The sequence below is a fragment of the Rhodococcus sp. NS-SX18 genome (assembly GCF_057367935.1).
Map to the genome: position 1 here is coordinate 3,919,458 of NZ_CM170633.1, position 18,195 is coordinate 3,937,652.

At 70.6% G+C, this 18,195-nt stretch carries 24 protein-coding genes; 11 read left to right on the plus strand and 13 right to left on the minus strand.

From position 1 onward, the window contains the following. Nucleotides 1–42: 42 nt before the first annotated feature. Both AC2IPW_RS17880 and AC2IPW_RS17885 read right to left on the minus strand, forming a co-directional pair. Nucleotides 43–1,026 carry an o-succinylbenzoate synthase gene (locus tag AC2IPW_RS17880; RefSeq protein WP_486375300.1) on the minus strand — a complete coding sequence of 328 codons (984 nt, stop codon included), beginning with the start codon at nucleotides 1,024–1,026 and terminating at the stop codon, nucleotides 43–45. Continuing rightward, the gene (locus AC2IPW_RS17885; protein ID WP_054373178.1) at nucleotides 1,023–1,661 is read right to left on the minus strand and encodes a PaaI family thioesterase; all 639 of its coding nucleotides are present in this window, start codon (nucleotides 1,659–1,661) and stop codon (nucleotides 1,023–1,025) included. Before AC2IPW_RS17885 ends, AC2IPW_RS17880 begins: the two co-directional genes overlap by 4 nt. 133 nt (nucleotides 1,662–1,794) lie before the next feature. Between AC2IPW_RS17885 and AC2IPW_RS17890 the strand changes: the two genes are divergently transcribed. The 3 genes from AC2IPW_RS17890 to AC2IPW_RS17900 all read left to right on the plus strand — a co-directional run bounded on the left by AC2IPW_RS17890 (nucleotide 1,795) and on the right by AC2IPW_RS17900 (nucleotide 3,641). Further along, nucleotides 1,795–2,688, plus strand: coding sequence for a 1,4-dihydroxy-2-naphthoyl-CoA synthase (locus AC2IPW_RS17890; protein ID WP_003937599.1), 894 nt, complete (start codon nucleotides 1,795–1,797; stop codon nucleotides 2,686–2,688). Nucleotides 2,689–2,812: 124 nt separating this feature from the next. Next, nucleotides 2,813–3,259, plus strand: coding sequence for a hypothetical protein (locus tag AC2IPW_RS17895; RefSeq protein WP_040783086.1), 447 nt, complete (start codon nucleotides 2,813–2,815; stop codon nucleotides 3,257–3,259). A gap of 1 nt (nucleotide 3,260) precedes the next feature. Further along, on the plus strand, nucleotides 3,261–3,641 hold the full coding sequence (locus AC2IPW_RS17900; protein ID WP_003937597.1) for a VOC family protein: 381 nt from the start codon (nucleotides 3,261–3,263) through the stop codon (nucleotides 3,639–3,641). 51 nt (nucleotides 3,642–3,692) lie between these two features. On the opposite strand, the gene AC2IPW_RS17905 is transcribed toward AC2IPW_RS17900, so the two are convergent. From AC2IPW_RS17905 to AC2IPW_RS17925, 5 genes are all read right to left on the minus strand, one after another. Beyond that, nucleotides 3,693–4,052 carry a hypothetical protein gene (locus tag AC2IPW_RS17905; protein WP_003937596.1) on the minus strand — a complete coding sequence of 120 codons (360 nt, stop codon included), beginning with the start codon at nucleotides 4,050–4,052 and terminating at the stop codon, nucleotides 3,693–3,695. A gap of 2 nt (nucleotides 4,053–4,054) precedes the next feature. Next, nucleotides 4,055–4,798, minus strand: coding sequence for an ABC transporter ATP-binding protein (locus AC2IPW_RS17910; protein WP_003937595.1), 744 nt, complete (start codon nucleotides 4,796–4,798; stop codon nucleotides 4,055–4,057). Further along, complete coding sequence (locus tag AC2IPW_RS17915; protein ID WP_003937594.1) at nucleotides 4,795–5,532, minus strand: ABC transporter ATP-binding protein; 738 nt, start codon at nucleotides 5,530–5,532, stop codon at nucleotides 4,795–4,797. Before AC2IPW_RS17915 ends, AC2IPW_RS17910 begins: the two co-directional genes overlap by 4 nt. Continuing rightward, nucleotides 5,525–7,810 carry a branched-chain amino acid ABC transporter permease gene (locus AC2IPW_RS17920; protein ID WP_289379471.1) on the minus strand — a complete coding sequence of 762 codons (2,286 nt, stop codon included), beginning with the start codon at nucleotides 7,808–7,810 and terminating at the stop codon, nucleotides 5,525–5,527. The genes AC2IPW_RS17915 and AC2IPW_RS17920 overlap by 8 nt, the downstream gene beginning before the upstream one ends. Nucleotides 7,811–7,895: 85 nt before the next feature. After that, nucleotides 7,896–9,314, minus strand: a complete 1,419-nt coding sequence (locus AC2IPW_RS17925) for an ABC transporter substrate-binding protein (protein WP_054373173.1) — start codon at nucleotides 9,312–9,314, stop codon at nucleotides 7,896–7,898. A gap of 275 nt (nucleotides 9,315–9,589) precedes the next feature. On the opposite strand from AC2IPW_RS17925, the gene AC2IPW_RS17930 reads away from it, so the two are divergent. The 6 genes from AC2IPW_RS17930 to AC2IPW_RS17955 all read left to right on the plus strand — a co-directional run bounded on the left by AC2IPW_RS17930 (nucleotide 9,590) and on the right by AC2IPW_RS17955 (nucleotide 13,843). Beyond that, nucleotides 9,590–10,798: an anion permease gene (locus AC2IPW_RS17930; protein WP_486375301.1), complete on the plus strand. Its 1,209-nt coding sequence runs from the start codon at nucleotides 9,590–9,592 to the stop codon at nucleotides 10,796–10,798. Then, a complete protein-coding gene (locus AC2IPW_RS17935; RefSeq protein ID WP_486375302.1) occupies nucleotides 10,795–11,058 on the plus strand; it encodes a hypothetical protein in 264 nt (87 codons plus the stop codon). Before AC2IPW_RS17930 ends, AC2IPW_RS17935 begins: the two co-directional genes overlap by 4 nt. A 40-nt stretch (nucleotides 11,059–11,098) precedes the next feature. Continuing rightward, entirely contained in the window at nucleotides 11,099–11,437 is a 339-nt protein-coding gene (locus AC2IPW_RS17940; RefSeq protein WP_003937589.1) for a DUF3349 domain-containing protein, read from the plus strand. A gap of 12 nt (nucleotides 11,438–11,449) precedes the next feature. Further along, a complete protein-coding gene (locus AC2IPW_RS17945; RefSeq protein ID WP_003937588.1) occupies nucleotides 11,450–11,749 on the plus strand; it encodes a DUF3349 domain-containing protein in 300 nt (99 codons plus the stop codon). Next, the gene (gene menE, locus AC2IPW_RS17950; protein ID WP_289379467.1) at nucleotides 11,722–12,888 is read left to right on the plus strand and encodes an o-succinylbenzoate--CoA ligase; all 1,167 of its coding nucleotides are present in this window, start codon (nucleotides 11,722–11,724) and stop codon (nucleotides 12,886–12,888) included. Before AC2IPW_RS17945 ends, menE begins: the two co-directional genes overlap by 28 nt. Before the next feature lie 85 nt (nucleotides 12,889–12,973). Further along, the gene (locus tag AC2IPW_RS17955) at nucleotides 12,974–13,843 is read left to right on the plus strand and encodes a 1,4-dihydroxy-2-naphthoate polyprenyltransferase (RefSeq protein WP_003937586.1); all 870 of its coding nucleotides are present in this window, start codon (nucleotides 12,974–12,976) and stop codon (nucleotides 13,841–13,843) included. A gap of 19 nt (nucleotides 13,844–13,862) precedes the next feature. Here AC2IPW_RS17955 and AC2IPW_RS17960 read toward each other — a convergent pair whose 3' ends face one another. The 6 genes from AC2IPW_RS17960 to AC2IPW_RS17985 form a co-directional block, all read right to left on the minus strand. Then, on the minus strand, nucleotides 13,863–14,246 hold the full coding sequence (locus AC2IPW_RS17960) for a phage holin family protein (RefSeq protein WP_003937585.1): 384 nt from the start codon (nucleotides 14,244–14,246) through the stop codon (nucleotides 13,863–13,865). Between the two features lie 51 nt (nucleotides 14,247–14,297). After that, nucleotides 14,298–14,852, minus strand: a complete 555-nt coding sequence (locus AC2IPW_RS17965; RefSeq protein ID WP_486375303.1) for a Clp protease N-terminal domain-containing protein — start codon at nucleotides 14,850–14,852, stop codon at nucleotides 14,298–14,300. A gap of 6 nt (nucleotides 14,853–14,858) precedes the next feature. Continuing rightward, a complete protein-coding gene (locus AC2IPW_RS17970; protein ID WP_003937583.1) occupies nucleotides 14,859–15,074 on the minus strand; it encodes a hypothetical protein in 216 nt (71 codons plus the stop codon). A gap of 68 nt (nucleotides 15,075–15,142) precedes the next feature. After that, a complete protein-coding gene (locus AC2IPW_RS17975; protein ID WP_486375304.1) occupies nucleotides 15,143–15,880 on the minus strand; it encodes a lysophospholipid acyltransferase family protein in 738 nt (245 codons plus the stop codon). Nucleotides 15,881–15,943: 63 nt separating this feature from the next. Next, nucleotides 15,944–17,035: an L-cysteine desulfhydrase Cds1 gene (gene cds1 / locus AC2IPW_RS17980; RefSeq protein ID WP_003937581.1), complete on the minus strand. Its 1,092-nt coding sequence runs from the start codon at nucleotides 17,033–17,035 to the stop codon at nucleotides 15,944–15,946. Beyond that, nucleotides 17,032–17,403 carry a DUF4229 domain-containing protein gene (locus AC2IPW_RS17985; RefSeq protein ID WP_486375305.1) on the minus strand — a complete coding sequence of 124 codons (372 nt, stop codon included), beginning with the start codon at nucleotides 17,401–17,403 and terminating at the stop codon, nucleotides 17,032–17,034. Before AC2IPW_RS17985 ends, cds1 begins: the two co-directional genes overlap by 4 nt. Nucleotides 17,404–17,565: 162 nt before the next feature. Here AC2IPW_RS17985 and AC2IPW_RS17990 point away from each other — a divergent pair, with 162 nt between their 5' ends. Further along, nucleotides 17,566–17,778, plus strand: coding sequence for a BldC family transcriptional regulator (locus AC2IPW_RS17990; protein WP_003937579.1), 213 nt, complete (start codon nucleotides 17,566–17,568; stop codon nucleotides 17,776–17,778). 123 nt (nucleotides 17,779–17,901) lie between these two features. After that, entirely contained in the window at nucleotides 17,902–18,105 is a 204-nt protein-coding gene (locus AC2IPW_RS17995; protein ID WP_003937578.1) for a hypothetical protein, read from the plus strand. Nucleotides 18,106–18,195: the final 90 nt, after the last annotated feature.

Sequence of the window (18,195 nt, forward strand, 5' to 3'; positions counted from 1 at the left end):
AGTACGAACGCCCGGAACGATATACGACGACCCGAGCCGCACCTAGTCGAGCGCGGCGCGGCACCGCCGCACCCGGTCGAACCACCAGCGCGCCCGTTCGGGGTCGGCTCGCACGGTGTCGAGGAGCGCCGGATCCGGTGTCACCTGCCCCACCGGGAGCTTCCCGTCGGCCATCGTCCGTGGCGCTGCCACGTCGGCGGTGAAGAACCCACCCGTGCCCAGCCCGCACGCGTAGGGCAGCGCGGGCAGCGCGGCCGCGGCGGCCAGTCCGGCCCCCATGCCGACGGCCGAATCGAGTGCGCTCGACACCACCACCGGCACGCCGTGCCCGGCCAGCTCGTCGGCCAGCGCCAGCAGCCGTCGCATCCCCCCGAGCGGGGCCACCTTGACCACTGCCACGTCGGCGCCGCCGGCCCGGACCACCTTCAGGGGGTCTTCGGCGCGCCGGATGCTCTCGTCCGCCGCGATCGGCACGTCGGGCATCCGGCGACGCACCTCGACCAGCTCGGGCACGGTCGCGCAGGGTTGCTCGGCGTACTCGAGCGGGCCGTCGGCGACGAGTTCCCCGAGCGCCACGACCGCCTCGTCGACGCTCCACCCGCCGTTCGCGTCGATGCGGACGTTGGGCACCAGCTCGCGCACGGCCCGTACCCGTGCAACGTCCTGGGCCAGGTCCTGTCCGCGCTCGGCGACCTTGACCTTCGCGGTGCGGGCTCCGGGGAACCGGGCCAGAATCTGCGGCACGTCGCCGGGGCCGACGGCCGGGACGGTCGCGTTGACGGGCACGGTGTCCCGGCGCGGAGCAGGGGGCCCGAGCCACGCGGATTCGAGGGCCGAACGCAGCCAGTGGGCCGCCTCCTCGTCGGCGTACTCGGGGAACGGCCCGAATTCTCCCCACCCGGCGGGACCCCGCACGAGCACGAGCTCCCGTGCGGTGAGGCCGCGGAACCGCACCCGCATGGGCAGCGACACCACGACGGCGGCGTCGAGGATCTCGTCGAGGGGCGGCAGGGCCGCGGCGGTCACGGCTGGCCGGGCCGCAACTGGACCATCAGGGCCTCGCAGTCGGCGAGCAGCGTGCCGTCGGCCTCGCGCAGCTCGGCCGAGCAGAACAACTTGCGCCCGTCGACCCGGTCGACCCGGCCCTCGACGACGAGTTCGGTCTCGAGCGGAGTGATCTTGCGGTAGTTCACGTGCAGGTAGGCGGTGCGGGCGATGGGATGACCGGCCGCGTGGACGACCATTCCGAACAGGTCGTCGAACAGCAGGGGGAGGGTTCCGCCGTGCGCCGCGCTGTTGCCGCCGCGGTGATAGATCCGGAACGTGCCCCGCGAGCGAACCGACTCGGCATCGAATTTCTCGAGCATCCACGGCAGCATCAGCAGGCTGCCGCGTCCGGGCAGGTCGACGTTGAAGCCGGCCGGAGACCGGCCTTCGGGCACGACGTGCGGCTCGAGCAGGTCCCCGAGCGCCTCGGCCTGCTCGATGGCGCGGTCGACGACGTCGTCGGGGATGTGGGTGGAGACGGCGAGATCCTGCAGTCGCCGCAGGGCCTCGACGAAGCGGCCGAAGTTCGGTCCCGCCTTCACGGGCGTGTACACCGGGAACCCGCCGTGGTGTTCGTACTCGGCGTCCACCGTGCTGTCCGTCTGCTCGCTCATCCCTGCACGGTAACGCGTTCCAGCACGACCGGCTCCCGGCAGGACCGGGTTCCGGCAGGACAGTGGCCCAGCAGGGCCGTGACCCAGCAGGGCGTCGGTGCCGGGGCGGCCATCGGAGATCTATGGTCGACGGGTGACTTTCCATTCCGAGCTGTGGCGGCCCGTACCCGGGTTCGAGAACCTCACCGACATCACCTACCACCGGCACGTCACGCAGGGCACCGTCCGCGTCGCGTTCGACCGGCCGGAGGTGCGCAACGCGTTTCGTCCGCACACCGTCGACGAGTTGTACCGGGCGCTGGACCACGCCCGCATGACGTCCGACGTCGGCGCGGTGCTCCTGACCGGCAACGGGCCCAGCCCGAAGGACGGCGGCTGGGCCTTCTGCTCCGGCGGCGACCAGCGGATCCGTGGGCGCAGCGGCTACCAGTACGCGAACGGCGAAACCGCCGACACCGTGGACAGGGCCCGGGCGGGCCGGCTGCACATCCTCGAGGTGCAGCGGCTGATCCGGTTCATGCCGAAGGTCGTGATCGCTCTCGTCAACGGCTGGGCCGCCGGCGGTGGGCACAGTCTGCACGTCACGTGCGACCTGACCCTCGCGTCCCGGGAACACGCCCGGTTCAAGCAGACCGACGCCGACGTGGGCAGCTTCGACGGCGGCTACGGCAGCGCGTACCTCGCGAAGATGGTGGGGCAGAAGTTCGCCCGCGAGATCTTCTTCCTCGGCGAGACGTACACCGCCGAGGAGATGCACCACATGGGTGCGGTCAACCGCGTCGTCGACCACGCCGAACTCGAGAACGTCGCGCTCGAATGGGCCGCGAAGATCAACGGCAAATCCCCGCAGGCCCAGCGCATGCTCAAGTACGCGTTCAACCTGCAGGACGACGGGCTCGTCGGCCAGCAGCTGTTCGCGGGCGAGGCCACACGGCTGGCGTACATGACCGACGAGGCGGTCGAGGGTCGCGATGCGTTCCTGCAGAAGCGCGAACCGGACTGGTCGCCCTACCCCTGGCACTACTGAGCGGGAGTTGCCGGTGCCGAGCGGGAGGTTGTCGCCTCGTCGCCCGAGTGCGGTGCGCGACAACCTCCCGCTCGTCGCGAGAACGTCCCGATTGAAACGGCCCGAATCGGGCACACTCCTGACCATGACGGATCGCGAGCGACCACTCCCCGACCACATCCGGCCCGACGGCGTCTCCGACGAGACGGTCGAGGCCGCCGGCAAACTCTCCGAAGCGCTCGAGACAGTCGAGCAGGCCCGTGGCAATCTGTACGCCTTCCACCAGCTGATGGGCCGCGCCGACCTGTTGCTCGGCGACGCCGTCGACAAGCTCGCCGAAGCCGGTCACCACGAACTCGCCGACCGGGTCCGGACGGAGATGGTGGGACGCAACGTCCTCGAGGGGCGGTGGACCTTCCAGATCGTGGAGGACTTCGACGACGGCTACTGGACGGAGTTCCGTGAGCTCGACCGGCAGGTGCGCGACGAGCTGGTCCGCGGCCGCCGGCATCTGTTCGAGGCGGAGATGAAGGAGGACCGCCGCACCCATGGGCGACGCGGGCACGAGGCCCGACCGGCCGAGGACGGTTGAGATGGAGATCCTCGCCGGCCGGACGATCCTGCGGCCGTCCGACTACGACGTCGCCCTGGAGTTCTACGGCGACGTCCTGGGCCTGGCGATCTACCGCGAATATCCCGGCGGGACGGTGTTCTTCGCCGGTCAGTCGCTCATCGAGGTGGCCGCGCACGGCGGCAGCGCCCGGCCGCAGCACTTCGAGGGCGCACTGTGGCTGCAGGTGCGCGACGTCTACAACGCGGAGGCCGAGTTGGTGACGAAGGGCGTCCCCATCGTGCGGGGGGCCCGGCAGGAGCCGTGGGGCCTGCACGAGCTGTGGATCGCGGATCCGGACGGCATCCCGATCGTGCTCGTGCAGATCCCCGCCGATCACCCGCTGCGCCGCGACACCCGCTGAGCGGTGTGTCCTTCGGGCTGCCCTGGCAGCCCGAAGGACACACCGGCCGCGTCAGCGGCGGGTTTGGAGGGCAGCCGCGATCTGCTCGGTGTGGGCCTGCGACTCGTAGAGCTGACGCAGCAGCCACAGCCTCAGCACCCGGGCGATCGCGCCGGCGACGTACAGCGCGGCGCCGAGGATCGCGACGATCAGCAGCGCCGTGGCGAGGATCTGGTACGACGCGATGTTGCGCAGGTCCGCCTGGGTGAGCGAGGCGAAGTAGACGACGAACGCCGCGACGGCACCGCCGATCATCAGCACGAGCCCGCCGATTCGTGCGGGGCCGTCCCCCTTCGCGGATCCGGTGTCGAGTTTCAGCTCCGCCGCGTCCTGCCGGAACTTGGCGCGCCGCTCCTCGGTGAGTGCGGTCATGGTCATCCTCCTAGATAACTGGTCGAAAGTTCGTTCTCGATGTCGGCCGGATCCCCGATCCGCACGACGCGGCCCTGCAGCATCAGCGCGGCCGACGTCGCGATGGGCAGCACCGCCCGCGCGAACTGCTCGGCGACGAGGATCGACAACCCGTCCTCGACGAGCCGGCCGACGATGTCGTACATCTCGGTGACGATCCGCGGGGCGAGCCCCATGGACAGTTCGTCGAGCAGCAGCACGGTGGGAGCGGTGCCCAGGGCGCGCGACAGGGCGAGCATCTGCTGCTCGCCGCCCGACATCGAACCCGCGAGCTGGCCGCGCCGCTTCCCGAGGATCGGGAAGCGCTCGTAGGCGACGGTCTCGAGGTCCTCGAGCGACACGCCGGTGCCGGTGGCGACCCACAGGTTCTCCCGGACGGTGAGGTTGGGGAAGATCCCCCGCCCCTCCGGGATGGTGCAGACGCCGAGCCGGGCGAGCGCGGCGGCGTCGACACCGTTGACGACGCGACCGGCGACGCGCAGTTCGCCGTGCTCGACGGGCAGGACGCCCGAGCACACCCGAAGCGTCGTGGTCTTGCCGCCGCCGTTCGGCCCGAGCAGGGCGACCACCGAGCCCGGCTGCAGCGTGAGGTTCACCCCGTGCAGCACTTCGATGGGTCCGTAGCTGGCCCGCACGTCGACCAGTTCGAGCAACGGGGTCGGTTCGTCGCCGGAGATGTCGGCCAGATCGGTGACGGGGGCGTTCATGCCACCTCCTCGGTTCCGATGTATGCGGCGATCACCGCGGGGTCGTTGCGGATCTGCTCCGGGCTGCCCGAGGCGATGAGGGCGCCGTAGTCGAGGACGTGGATGCGCGAGCACACCCGCATCACGAGCGGCAGGTCGTGCTCGACCAGGCAGATCCCGAGGCCGTCGTCGGCGAGCCGGCACAGCAGGTCCGCGAAGTCGTCCGTCTCCTGCTCCGTCTGCCCGGATGCCGGTTCGTCGAGCAGCAGCACGCGCGGCCGGGTCATCAGCGCCCGTGCGACCTCGACGACGCGGGCGCGGCCGGTGGGAATGTCGGAGACGTCCATGTCCGCGACGTCGGTGAGTCCGGTCAGTTCGAGCAGCCGGTCGGTCTCGGCGTCGATGTCGTGGCGGGCACGGGTCGCGGTGCGGTGCATGTCGCCGGCGACCCGCAGGTTGTCGCGCACCGACAGCGACAGGAACAGCTCGAGCCGCTGGAAGGTGCGGGCCAGTCCGCGCCGGGCGCGCTTGTAGGGCGCGGCGCGGGTGAGGTCGACGCCGTCGAGCAGCACCTGCCCGGCGGTCGGCTTCTGCAGTCCGGTGACGGTGTTGAACAGGGTGGTCTTGCCGGCGCCGTTGGGGCCGATCAGCCCCGTCACGGTGCCCGCGGCGACGGTGATGCTCACGTCGTCGACGGCGGTGTGCCCGCCGAACCGGACCGTGATGCCCCGGGTCTCGAGCAGGGTGTCAGACATGCGCGCTCAGCTCCTTCGCGACGCTCGCGGACGGTTCGGGCGCCGCCGGGGTGGGCCGCGCCGCGGGCAGGCCCAGTTCCCGGTCCAGCCGGTAGCGCCCCTCGGCGGTGTACGGCTCGTCGAGACCGACGAGTTCGGGCGGGGTGGTGCGGCGCCGTTCCACTTCGTCGGCTCCGAGTACCGCACCGGGCATGAGCCACTCGCCGACGACCGGCAGCAGGAACACGATCGTGATGGTCAGGGCCGCGAACCACCAGTTGCCCAGGACGCCCGTCAGGGCCAGGACGTAGAGCAGCGCGATCACGGCGCCGCCGCCGTAGAGCACCGGCCGGGCGGAGAGCAGACGGCGGTAACCCTCGACCATCTGGTGCACACTGCCGGACGGGTTGTGACCCACCCCGATGCCGATCAGCGCGGGGCTGACGGCGGCGATGTTGCCGAGCAGCAGGTACAGGCCCTCGAGTTCGGGCTGCGTCTTGGCGAGGTTGTTGAACGAGACCATGATGACCGCGAAGCCCACCCCGGCCATGACACCGCCGAACAGCGCGCCGCTGACGTATCCGATGCCCGCGACGACCGTGAGCATGAGCAGGGTCAGGCTCACGATGATGTTGAAGTTCTCGCCCGCGACGGCGCCGGTGGCGCTCGACATCAGCACCCCGCCGAGCCCGGCGATGGCGGCCGAGAGCATGAACACGCTCAGCTTGAGGGTGATCAGGTTCTGCCCGAGCATGGCCGAGGCGGCGGGACTGTCCTTCATCGCCGCCAGGCGACGACCGTAGCCCCTGTTGCGCAGTGCGACGACGCCGACACCGAGCAGCGCGAACAACACCGTCGCCGTCATGAGGAACGTCGTCTCGTCCTGCAGGTCGAGCGGGCCGATCCGCAGGGGCGGGATCACCAGCGAACCACCCGAGAAGATCGAGAACTTCACGCCGAACAGTTCGTGCTCGGTGGTGTCACGCAGCACCATGTTGGAGACGAAGACGCCGAACGCCATGGTGGCGAGCGCAAGGTAGAGACCCCGCAGGCGTAGCGCCGGGAGGGCGACGAGCCCGCCGACGAGCGCGGTGACGGCCACGGCGAGCAGCACACCCCACACGGTCAACCGCTGGTCGAGTCCGGTGCCGGTGATCCCGAAGTGGAACACGACGATCGTGGCGATCGCCCCGAACGACAGCGGGGCGAGATTCATCTCCCCCGCGTACCCGGTGAGCAGGGTCAGCGACAGCGCGACGATCGCGAAGGTCATGCCGAGGGTGAAGGTGGTGATCGCGGATTCCACCATGAGCAGCCGGATGAGGTAGACGATCGCGACCAGCGCGACCGCCCACACCACGGCCTTGCGCACGCTCGGCACGTGGTAGCGCTCGCGGGTGCGCATCGCTGCGCCGCGCAGCCGGTCCTGGGGCAGCACGATCAGCACCACGAACAGCGCCACCATGGGCAGCGAGACCCGCAGGTTCGACGTCCATGCCCACGAGGAGGGCGCGTAACCGATCAGGTAGGCGCCGGCGAGGCCCAGGACGAGGGCGCCGACGAAGGTGCGCGGGATGGAGCTGAGCCGGCCGAACATGGCGGCCGCGAATGCGTCGATGACGAGCAGGGTGAGCATGTTCGCCTCGAGGCTGCCGCCGCTGATCGGGGTGATCAGCACGCCGGCGAGGACGGCGAGGGTGGAGCCGAGCGCCCACGAGAACGCGGCGATCCGCTCGGGGTTGTGCCCGTTGAGCCGCAGCAGGTCGGGATCGTCGACGACGCCGCGCATCGTGGCGCCGGTCCGGGTGCGCTGGAAGAGCATGCGCAACCCGACCGCGATCCCGACGGCCGCGAGCACGCACAGGATCTCGTGGACCCGGACGAACGCCCCGAGCACCCTGATCCCCGTGTCGTCGCCGAAGAACATGCCCAGCGAGCGGGGCTTCTCCGGATGCCAGAACCACTGGGACAGGAACAGCATCCCCAGCATGATCGAGACGGTCACGACGATCTTGGTGACCTCGGCGGTGTCCCGCAGGCCCCGCATGATCACCACGTACAGCGCCAGGCCCATGAGCGGCCCCGCGAGGAACAGCACCACCAGCAGGGCCAGCGGGACGGGCAGCCCCCATCCGGCCGTGAGCTGCCAGTAGAGGAATGCGCCGAGCATCGCCTGGGCGCCGTGCGCGAAGTTGAAGATTCCGGAGGTGTTGTAGGTCAGAACGAGCCCGGAGGCCGCGATCGCGTACACGGACCCGAGCACGAGGCCCAGGATCGTGAACGTCACGAATGTGTTCATGGTGAAGCCCTGTCGGTAGAGAACCGGTCGTGTGGAGGCGGGGCGGCGCCGCGCGGGCACCGCCCCGCCGGTGGGAGCAGGCCGGTCAGTCCTGCGGCGCGAGCACGTTCGGGTTCATGAACTTGGTGGCGATCCGGTCCGGACCGAGTTCGGTGCCCCACGTCTCGGGTGCGGTGGCGACGAGGTAGGAGTCGTTGCATTCGAACTCGGCGGAGGACTGCGGGAACGCCTGCGTGTACGCGTCGCCCTTCAGCGAGACCATCAGTCCGCACTTGGCGGGCATGTTGGCGCCGGGATCGGTGACGGCGTGCAGGCCGCCGCCGTCCCACTCGTGGATCTGCGAGAGCTCGTTGATCATGCACTGTCGGGTCAGGTCCGACCCGCACTCCTCGGCCGCGGTCGCCCACAGCAGGAACGACGACGTCGCCTGCATGCCGAGCAGCGCGGTCTTGCCGCCCTGCTCCTCGACGAGGTCGACGTACTGCTGCACCGCCGGCACCTTGTCGGCGTTCTCGAGCATCTGGAAGCCCATGCCCGCATACAGGTTGTCGAGCAGGCCGCCGGCGTTGGCCTCCTTGACGGTCTCGCCGTACCAGGTGGCCTCACCCATCAGGACGGGATCGATGCCGACCTGGCCGAGTGCCTTGAAGAAGTTCAGTTCGTTCGGCACGGGCGACCGGGAGGTCCACAGGCCCTCGACGCCGCACTCCTTGAACTTCTCGGCGAACGGGACGTAGCTGGCCTCGCCGTCGTAGTTGATGGTGACGCCGCAGTTCTTCAGCTCGAATCCGGCGGCCTCGGCGATCGAGCGCACCTTCGTCAGGGACGTGACGATCGTCGGCATCGTGCTGCCGACGAGGTCGAACTTGTCCTTCAGGTCCGGCCGCAGCTGCGCCAGCTGGAACCAGGCCGAGCCGTTGGCGTAGTCCACGGGGAACGGCACGCCCTGGTAGGTCATCGGCCCGTTGGCCGCTTCCGGCGAGACGGTGAACCCGGGGACCGCCGCGAGGTTGCAGGCCACGCGGGTCTGCTCGGCGGTCTGGTCCATCGCGAAGCCGTGACCGACCAACATGAACTCGGAGCGGCACGCGTCCTGCATGACCGAGTTGGCCTGGGTCATCGCTGCGTCGTAGTCGGTGCCGACGATGGTGCGCCCGTTGATGCCGCCCTGGGCGTTGCACCAGTCGATCATCGCGGAGACGGCGTCGGACATCTCCTTGTTCAGGCCGGGGCTCTTGGCGTAGCCGCGATCGTCGCCGTAGCCGATCCGGATCTCGGTGTCGGTCACGCCCTGGTCGGTGGCACCCGTGGCGTCGCCTTCGCCGCACGGCGAGTCCAGGGTGCCGAACTTGTCCACCGCGAGGGTGTCGGCCGCGGCAGCTCCGGTACCGCCGGTGCCGGCCCCGCCCGACGGGTCGGCGCCGCGTTCGCCGGCACAGGCCGAGAGCAACGCCACAGAGGCCGTGAGCGCCAGCACGGACCTGGCGAGTGTGTGCTTGTTCAAGGTCGGGTGTCTCCTTCGTCACAGCAACCCCTGTCCGGCGGTCGGCTCGGGAGGGGTGGTGCGGCGAAAGCTAGCCAGGGCCGCGGAGGCCGCGACGTGGGATTCCCGGTCAGTGAGACCTACCGTGAAGTCGGTCACACGCCCATCGGTGAGTGAAACTCCGCACAGCGGGGAACCGGCGCGGGCACGCTGCCACCGGCGGAGCCGTCGAGGTGTCGGCGTTCACCGAACCGTCGCTGTACTTTTACCCACCGGCTACCTCACAATCGGCAGATGTGACCACAGAGCTTGTCGTCCTCCTGGTGGTGGTAGTCACTGCCCTCGCATTCGACTTCACCAACGGCTTCCACGACACCGGGAACGCGATGGCGACATCGATCGCCACCGGCGCCCTGAAACCGAAGGTCGCGGTCGCCCTCTCCGCCTCGCTCAACCTGATCGGCGCATTCCTGTCGGTCGAGGTTGCCGCGACGGTCGCCAAGGGGGTGGTCAACCTCGACAGCACCGGCGGCGAGGCCCTGTTGCTCATCGTGTTCGCCGGGCTCGTCGGCGGCATCCTCTGGAATCTCGCGACGTGGCTGTTCGGCCTGCCGTCGAGCTCGTCGCACGCACTGTTCGGCGGCCTCATCGGCGCGGCCCTGGCGTCGCTCGGCATCAACGGCGTGGTGTGGGACGGGGTGATCGGCAAGGTGATCATTCCGGCGCTGCTGGCGCCGGTGGTCGCAGCACTCGTCGCCACCGTGGGCACCTGGTCGGTGCACCGCATCACCCGCGCGGTGCCCGACGAGACCCGCGGGCACGGCTTCCGCATCGGCCAGATCGGCTCGGCCTCGCTGGTCTCGCTCGCGCACGGCACCAACGACGCACAGAAGACCATGGGCGTGATCTTCCTGGCGCTCGTCGCGCACGGCAGCATCACCGCCGACGCGGAGATGCCGTTCTGGGTGAAGTTCTCCTGCGCCGTCGCGATCGCCCTGGGCACGTACCTCGGCGGCTGGCGCATCATCCGCACGCTCGGCAAGGGGCTGGTGGAGATCGCACCCCCGCAGGGCATGGCGGCCGAGTCGTCGTCGGCCGCGATCATCCTCACCTCGAGCCACTTCGGCCTGCCCCTGTCGACCACCCACGTGGCGACCGGGTCGATCCTGGGGTCCGGACTCGGCACCCGGTCGGCGAACGTGCGCTGGGGCGTCGCCGGCCGCATGGCCGTCGCCTGGCTGATCACCCTGCCGTCGGCGGCCCTCGTCGGCGCCCTGTGCTGGGGGCTGGCGCATCTGATCGGCGGCCTGCCGGGTGTGGTGGTGGTGTTCGCGGTGCTGTGCGCGCTGTCGCTGCTGATGTACGTGCGCTCGCGCCGGCAGCCGATCGACGCCTCCAACGTCACCGCGGAGTGGGACGGCAAGCTCGCTCCCGCGCAGACTCCGGTCCCGGCGCCCGAGGACGTGCCGGCCGCACCGACCACTCCCACGGAGGGACGCAAGTGACCCTGTTGACGAACACCCTCAGCTCGTTGTGGCAGGTCGTCCTCGTCGGACTCTTCTTCGGGGCGGGCCTGCCGGCCGTCTTCGCCCTCGGCATGCGCTCGCTCGTGGCGGGCCGCGCCGGTGAGCAGGCCCGGCCGAACCCGCTCGGCACCGCCGGCGCCGTCGTCTGCTTCGCCGTCGTGCTGATCGCGATCGTCGCGGGGATACTGTTGCTGGCTTCGGATTTCCTGTCGAGCACCTTCGGCCTCGACATCTTCTGAGCCACCACTGACCCTCCGCCCGTCCCACGAAAGAACGACATTGCCCAAGTACTCGCTCCGCTCGGTCCTCGACTGGCTGCGCGCCGGCTACCCGGAAGGCATCCCGGCCAAGGATCACTTCGCGCTGCTCGCCGTGCTGCGACGGCGTCTGACGGACGAGGAGATCGCCGAAGTGTGCGAGATGTCGATCGCCACGGCCCACGAGCATCCCGAGCGCCACGTCGACTACGACACGCTGAAGCAGATCATCGCCGGCGTGCTCCACGAGGAACCGTCGGAGGAGGACCTCGAACGAGTCGCCGGACACCTCGCCGCGGGAGGCTGGCCGGTGGTCGCCGAGGACGGGACCGTGGTGACCGCCGACGTCGGGACGAACTGAGGAGGTGCCCCCGTGACGCTTCCGCCGTTCCTCACCTCCATCATCGAATGGCTGCGTGCCGGCTACCCGGAGGGCGTGCCGGAACAGGACTATGTGCCGCTGTTCGCGCTGCTCAGCCGGCGGCTGTCGGAGGACGAGGTCGACCAGGTCGCGCACGCCCTCGTCGACGAGGGTGACCTGCCCATCTCGAAGACGGACATCGCGGTTCTGATCACGAAGATCACCAACGAGATGCCGCTCGAGGAGGACATCGATCGGGTGCGCCGGCACCTCGAGACCGGAGGGTGGCCGCTCACCGGCCCCGCCTCGTGAACCTCGAGGTGCTGCCCGTCCCCTCCGGCGACGCCGTGCCGGAGGTGCTGCCCGCACTCCGCCGCATGCTCGACGGCGACGGACCGGCCCTGCTCCCGGTGCCGGCCGCCGACGACCGGGAGATCCGGCGACTGACCGGGGCCCTGCACCCCGGCGAACCCGTCGACGACGGCATCGGCCTCGTCGTGGCCACCTCGGGGACCACAGGCACCCCGAAGGGGGCCCAGTTGACCGCCGCAGCGTTGCGGGCCAGCGGTGACGCCACGCACGAACGTCTCGGCGGGCCCGGCTCGTGGCTGCTGGCGCTGCCCGCCCACCACATCGCCGGCCTGCAGGTGCTGCTGCGGGGCCTGCTGGCGGGAACCGGGCCCGTGGTGATCGACGTCGCCGACGGCTTCGATCCGGGCCGGTTGCCCGCGGCGGTCGCCGCGATGCCCGCCGGGCGGCGCTACACGTCGCTGGTGCCCACCCAGCTGATCAAGGCCCTCGATGACCCGGCTGCCGTCGCGGCCCTCGCCGGCCTGGATGCGATCCTGCTGGGCGGTGCCGCAACTCCCGCCCCGGTCCTGCGCCGGGCGCGGGACGCCGGGATCACCGTGGTCCGCACCTACGGGATGAGCGAGACGTGCGGCGGGTGCGTGTACGACGGAGTCCCGCTGGCCGGGACCACGGTCCGGGTCGACGCGCAGTCCCGGGTGTGGCTCGGCGGGGCCACCCTCGCCCGCGGCTACCGCGGTCTGCCCGACCATCCGGCGTTCGCGGAGCCCGGCTGGTTCCGCACGGACGACGCGGGCGAACTCACCGACGGGGTCCTGCGCATCCTGGGGCGCCTGGACGAGGCCGTCACCACCGGCGGTCTCACCGTCGTGCCGCAGGTCGTCGAGGCCGTCCTGCTCGAGCACCCCGCGGTGCGCGAGTGCGCCGTGATCGGCCTGCCCGATCCCCGGCTCGGGCAGCGGGTGGCGGTCGTCGTCGTTCCGGAGGCCGGCGCCTCCCCCACGCTGGACGAACTGCGAACCTGGACGAGCGCATCGCTGGACGTCACCGCGGCACCGCGGGCGCTGTACGTCGTCCCCGCTCTGCCGTTGCGCGGCCCCGGCAAGGTGGACCGGCGGGCGCTGGTGGCCCGGTTCTCGTAGGTCGGCCCGTCTCGGCCGGGCGAGTGGATCGGTCATCTCCTCGGCCCGACGGGATGGCACATTCGCTCGATGGCAGGATCGACGCATGGCAACCGCTGGTCAATGGCTCGAAGGCGCCCGTCCGCGCACACTTCCCAACGCGATCGCGCCGGTCGTCGCCGGCACCGGCGCCGCGGCCGCGCTCGACGGCGTGGTGTGGTGGAAGGCTCTCCTGGCGTTGGTGGTCGCCCTCGCGCTGATCGTCGGGGTCAACTACGCCAACGACTACTCCGACGGCATCCGTGGGACCGACGACGACCGGGTCGGCCCGCTGCGGCTGGTGGGCTCGGGCGCGGCGGCGCCGGCGACGGTCAAGCGGGCCGCGTTCGCGTGCTTCGGTGTGGGCGCGACCGCCGGGATCGTGCTGGCGATCACGAGCGCCTGGTGGCTGCTGCTGGTGGGTGCGGTGTGCATCGCCGGTGCCTGGTACTACACCGGGGGCCGGAGCCCCTACGGCTACAGCGGGTTCGGCGAGGTCGCGGTGTTCGTGTTCTTCGGGCTCGTCGCCGTGCTGGGCACGCAGTTCGTGCAGGCGGGCCGGATCGACTGGGTCGGGCTGGCGTGCGCGGTGGCGGTGGGCTCGTTCTCGAGTGCGGTGCTGGTGGCCAACAACCTGCGCGACATCCCCACCGACACCGTCTCGGGCAAGCGCACGCTCGCGGTGCGGCTGGGCGACCCGCGGACCCGGACGCTGCACCTGGTCCTGCTGGCCGTGCCGTTCGTGGCGTCGCTGGCCCTGGTGGCGCGCACGCCGTGGGCGCTGGCGGGCCTGCTCGCGCTGCCGCTCGCGGTGCGCGCCCACGCACCCGTGCGGTCCGGTGGTCTCGGCATGCACCTGATCCCGGCGCTGCGGGATTCGGGTGTGGCGATGCTGGCGTGGGCCGTCGCGACCGCGGCGGCGCTGTTCGTCGCGTGAGCGGTCGTGCCCGGGAACGTCACTTCCGGTCGGGCACCAGCAGGCCGAGCGCCCAGTTGACGATCGAGATGATCAGGGCGCCCCAGAACGCGGTCCAGAAGCCCTCGACGGTCAGACCGTAGTCGGTGAACTCGCTCAGCCATGCGGTGAGCATGAGCATCAGCGCGTTCACGACGAGGGTGAACAGGCCCAGCGTCAGGATGAGCAGCGGGAGAGACAGCAGCTGCACCAGCGGCTTGACGAAGGCGTTGACGACGGTGAAGACGAGCGCGATCACCAGCAGCGCGATGATCTCGTTGGTGGCACCGGTGCCGGACCCCGTGAAGTCGATGCCGGAGACCCACTGGGCCGCCAGCCAGATGGCGACGGCGTTGAGGACCAGCCGGACCAGGAAGTTGATCATGCCGACACTGTTCCACATCCGGCTCCCGCGGCGCGGTCGCAGACTCGGACGTCAGGCCGCCCGGCCCCGGTAGTCGCGCAGACGGTCGCGCAGGACCTTGCGAGAGACGTGGGACTCGACCAGGGTGCAGGCACGTTCGTCGTCGGAACGCAGGATCCCGAGCAGCAGGTGCTCGCAGCCGATGACGCGGTCCCGGCGCGCGAGAGCTTCCCGCAGGGCGAGCTGCAAGGACTTCTTCGCGGCCGGATCGAACGGCATGTGCCGCGCGAACGGCCCCCGCCGGCCCCCGCCGGGTCCGCGGTCGAGGACGCCCTCGCCGAAGCTCTCCTCCAGTCTGGCCCGGACGGAATCGAGGTCGATACCGATGGCACCGAGGGCGGCGGCGTCCTCGTCGCCGAGCATCCCGGCGTCCCGCGCCAGTTCGCTGCGCACGGTCCCGGCGGTGAGCCCCAGGTCGGCGAGCAGGTCACGGAGCGTCACGTCCGCGGTGCCGAGGACGCCGAGCAGCAGGTGGGCCGGCGTGATTCGTCGGGCGTCCAGCTCCCGGCCCTCCTCCTGCGCGGTGACGACGGCGGCTCGCGCGCCGGCGGTGAATCGTTCGAACACGGCGGATCACCCACGCTTCCGGTTGTACTTCTGGTGGACGGCCTGCCTGCTCACCTCGAGTGCGTCGGCGATCGCCTGCCACGACCAGCCCTGTCGGCGGGCGTTGTCGACCTGGATCGCCTCGAGCCGCTCGAGCAACCGTCGCAGGGCGCGCACGGCCCGCAGCCCCTCTGCGGGGTCGGGGCTTCCGGCGGCGGCGGCGAGTGTGGTGGCCTCGGTCATGACGTCAATTTACGTTGACATCCGACGAACGTCAACAGAAGTTGACAGGCCGGGTCCGGCCGAGCTGATCAGTACCGCGCGATGGCAGCGTCCACGGCACGCTGCAGTTCGTCCTGCACCAGGCGCGTGACGTCGCGGACCTTGCCGTCGAGGTCGGTGACCGGGTCGGTGAGAAACACACTCGCCGGGCGCGACGGGCCCTTGCCCGGCCCGTACCCGATCCCGACGCACACCAGGGCGGGTCGCGCCCCCAGATCGCGCGCCCGGCGGACGATGTGGCCGATGCCGGTCCCGAGCGGCTGCAACCGCGTCGGGTCGCCCTCGTTGCAGGTGCCCTCCGGGAAGATCGCGACGCTGTCGCCGTGATGCAGCCGGGCGGCGGAGACGTCCATCATCCGGCGTCCGGCGTCGGAGACCGCCCGCAGGCCGTGATTCTTGGCCCGGAAGACCGGGATCCCGCCCATCATGTCGATCTTGCGGCGCTGCGACTCGTCGGCGAACAGCTCGTCCTTCGCCAGCACCCGCGTCCTGCCGATCACCGGGCGCAGCGGCGAGCGCCACGCCGTCGCCGCGAGGACGTACTGATCGCTGTGCGTCAGATGGTTGGCGACGATCAGGAGGGGCGTCCGAGCCCGGATGAGTTCCCGGAGGCGATCGCGGACGTCCCGGGCGTAGTGCACCCGGGGGCGATACCGGGCGGCGAGCAGGGCGTAGGCGGCCTGGGCGACGGGCCGGTTCTGCCGGTGCCCGAGGTAGAAGTCGTAGACGGCTTCGTAGTTGTCCAGGGACACGGCGGGACGTTCCATGTCCTCACGATACCGAACCTACGCAACCGTAGGCTACGGGCTCGTAAGGTCCGGGTCGCGGGGTCACGCCCGCCATCTGCCGGTGGCCGTGAACTCCTCGAGCGTCGCAGCGGGGCCCGCCAGGTCCAGACCCTCCCCGGCCACCCAGTCGTCGTCGAAATAGGTGCCCGCGTAGCGCTCCCCGCCGTCGCACAGCAGGGTGACGACGCTGCCGCGCCGGCCGTCGGCGATCATCGCCGCGATCAGACCGAACGCACCCCAGAGATTGGTCCCGGTCGAGCCTCCGACGCGGCGGCCCAGGGCCTCGCTCGCGTGCCGCATCGCGGCGATCGACGCGGCGTCCGGCACCCGGATCATCCGATCCACCACCTGACCGACGAACGACGGCTCCACCCGGGGCCGGCCGATGCCCTCGATACGCGACGGCATGCCCGTCGTGTAGTCCACCGAGCCCGTCTCGTACCCGCCGTAGAACGCGGAATTCTCGGGGTCGACGACGGCCAGCCGGGTACGGTGCCGGCGATACCGGATGTACCGGCCGACCGTGGCGCTGGTGCCGCCGGTGCCGGCGCCGACGACGATCCACTCCGGAATCGGATGCTCCTCGAGCTGCAGCTGGGTGAAGATCGATTCGGCGATGTTGTTGTTGCCGCGCCAGTCGGTGGCTCGTTCCGCGTGCGTGAACTGGTCCATGTAGTGACCGCCCAGTTCGGCGGCGAGACGGCGCGCCTCGGTATAGATCTCCGGCGGCCGGTCGACGAAGTGGCACCGTCCACCCTGCGCCTCGATGAGTGCGACCTTCGCCGGGCTGGTACTCCGCGGCATCACCGCGACGAAGTCGAGGCCGAGCAGCTTGGCGAAGTACGCCTCGCTGACGGCAGTCGAGCCGGAAGATGCCTCGATGATCGGGGTGTCCGCGCGCACCCAGCCGTTGCAGATGGCGTAGAGGAACAGCGATCGCGCGAGCCGGTGCTTCAAGCTGCCGGTGATGTGCGTGGACTCGTCCTTGAGGTACAGCTGCACCCCCCACTCGGGGGGCAGCGGATAACGCAGGAGATGCGTGTCGGCGCTGCGCTGGGAGTCGGCTTCGATCAGCTGGACGGCACGATCCACCCACTCCCGCGACGCACTGCGGTCGACGACGCCTTCGCTCACCTACGATCCTCGCCGCGCAGCCGGGACTGGAGGTCGGCCCGGTCGGCGCGGCGACGCGCGTCGACGGACGCGATGCCCGCGTTCACCCGGCGGCGCAGGGGCGCGAACACGACGAGCGAGAGCGGCAGCGCGATCAGCACCGCGAAGAGCGCAGCGACCAGCAGGGGGATCTCCACCCCGAACAGACGGGGAAGGTAGAGGATCACCACGGCGAGCACGAGGACGAGGAGCAGGCGGGCCAGCGAATAGAGGGCGACGTCCCGGGCCAAGGTGCCTCTGTCGGTGCCGGGATTTCCGGGCCGGCCGGGATTTCCGGGCCGGCCGGGATTTCCGGGCTGGTCAGGGCGGTTCTGCGATGCTTCACTCACCTGTTCAGGGTAACCGCCGCGGGCAGCGGTCCATCTGGTCGACCGTCCGTTTTGTCTATTACTTCCGCTTTACCAACGGTAGACCGTTCGAGCAACCAGGGTATTCGGTGTCAACATGGCCACGACGATCCGAACGAGACGAAACACCCGGAAGGACCATCGATGAGCGCACCCGCATTCAACGGCGCGAAGGAATCCCTGCTGACCCCCGGCCAGGTCGCGGCCCTGTTCCACGTGGACCCGAAGACGGTCACCCGCTGGGCTCACGCCGGCCGGCTCGGCTCGCTGCGTACCCCGGGCGGTCATCGCCGCTTCCGGGAGTCCGAGGTGCTGGCGCTGCTGCGCTCCCTCACCACCGAAGCCACCACCCGCTGACCGGGCCGCACTCCTGATCGGGGACCGGGGGCGCACCGACACCCTCGCCGCTACGAATAGACTGAAAGAGCAGGCCCGGCCGGCCACGGAAAGGCCGGCAGACTGCTCGCGGCGAGGAGGTGCGTGGTGCTCTACCTGTTGGCCATAGTCGGTGCCCTCACGATTGCGGTGCTGCTGTGGAAGGCGTTCGGTCCCGGACTTCGCTCCCAGCCGACCCGCGTGATCGGCCCCGACGACGACCCGGACTTCCTGTGGGAGGTCGACCGGCAGTTCCGTCGCAATTCCACCGACGGCACCCCCGGCCCCGAGCAGGACCCCGGAGACTGACCCTCGGACCGCGGCGCCCGCTCCGTCGCTGCGCTCGCGGCGGAGCGACCCCGTCGCTGCGCTCGCCTGCGGTTCTCTCCCGTCGCTGCG